This window comes from Melaminivora alkalimesophila, assembly GCF_000282995.1.
Lineage (GTDB): Bacteria > Pseudomonadota > Gammaproteobacteria > Burkholderiales > Burkholderiaceae_C > Melaminivora > Melaminivora alkalimesophila.
In genome coordinates this window covers 1-866 of record NZ_ALEE01000270.1, presented here as the reverse complement: position 1 = coordinate 866, position 866 = coordinate 1, and the positions used below count along the sequence as shown (strand labels likewise).

Sequence of the window (866 nt, the reverse complement as noted above, 5' to 3'; positions counted from 1 at the left end):
GGCGGCCGCCGTGGCTTCCTCGCGCGTGCCTTCGTCTTCCAGGAAGTCGTCAAAGTCGCTGCCGATGTGCTTGTTCATGGAGTGCTCCTCAGTTTCTTGAGCCGGCTCCTCGCGGTCTTCAAGTCAGTTTCGGGCGTCTTCTGCGACTTCTTGATAAAGCCATGCAGCAAGATCATTCGCGGACCCATGGTCGTGAACAGGATGCGCGCGATGCCGTCGGCAATGCTGCAGCGCACCTCCCACAGCCCAGGCTCCATCTTGCGCACCAGGGGCATGCCCATGGGCCAGCCGTACTGGACCGTCTTGATGTCCACGCCGATGATCTTTCGGTCTTCCACGGTCAGCCCGCGAAGCCATTCACGCACAGGCTCGTTGCCCGCCTCGGAGCGGTAAAAAGCAACTCCGAGAATTGGCCCATCCATTGCATCATTGTACCGAAAAAGATTCGTTCTGGACGATGGTTTCGATAGCCGACTTCCTGCCTCTCTGGCGAACCCCTCACCCCGCTGCAAACACCCGCCGCGCCGCGCGCATGCCGTGCAGGAAGCGTGTCTGCCGCCGGGCGCACAGCCGGGCCAGCTGCGCCGGCGCGCCGACGGCGCTGCCGAATTCCTGCAGGAACGTCCCCGCCATGCCGATGAAGGCTTCGGCCTCCAGCCCCAGGCGCTGCAGCAAGGCGGGCGCCTGCGGCGCGATGCTGCCCTTCTTGTGGGGATGGACCTGCCGGCCCGTCCAGTCCACCAGCTCGGCGTACTCGTGCCAGCCGAAGGGCACGGCCCAGGGCGTGCGGGCGGTGGCGTCGAAGGGCATCAGCGGCGCCTGGGGTAGCGAGGCCGGCGCGGCCGGGGCCGTCTCGGCGGTGCCGG

1 protein-coding gene and 1 pseudogene are annotated in these 866 nt (G+C 66.3%); both read right to left on the bottom strand.

Annotated elements, in window-relative coordinates; genetic code table 11:
• Positions 1-74: 74 nt before the first annotated feature.
• Positions 75-422 (bottom strand): type II toxin-antitoxin system RelE/ParE family toxin, encoded by a 348-nt coding sequence (locus tag A612_RS05000; RefSeq protein ID WP_019373440.1) that lies wholly within the window; start codon positions 420-422, stop codon positions 75-77.
• Positions 423-498: 76 nt separating this feature from the next.
• Positions 499-866: pseudogene (locus tag A612_RS17325) on the bottom strand (transposase); the annotation flags it as partial.

Excerpts from the sequence above, each read along its gene's own strand:
- A612_RS05000 (WP_019373440.1), bottom strand. The coding sequence starts at position 422 with ATGGATGGGCCAATTCTCGGAGTTGCTTTTTACCGCTCCGAGGCGGGC.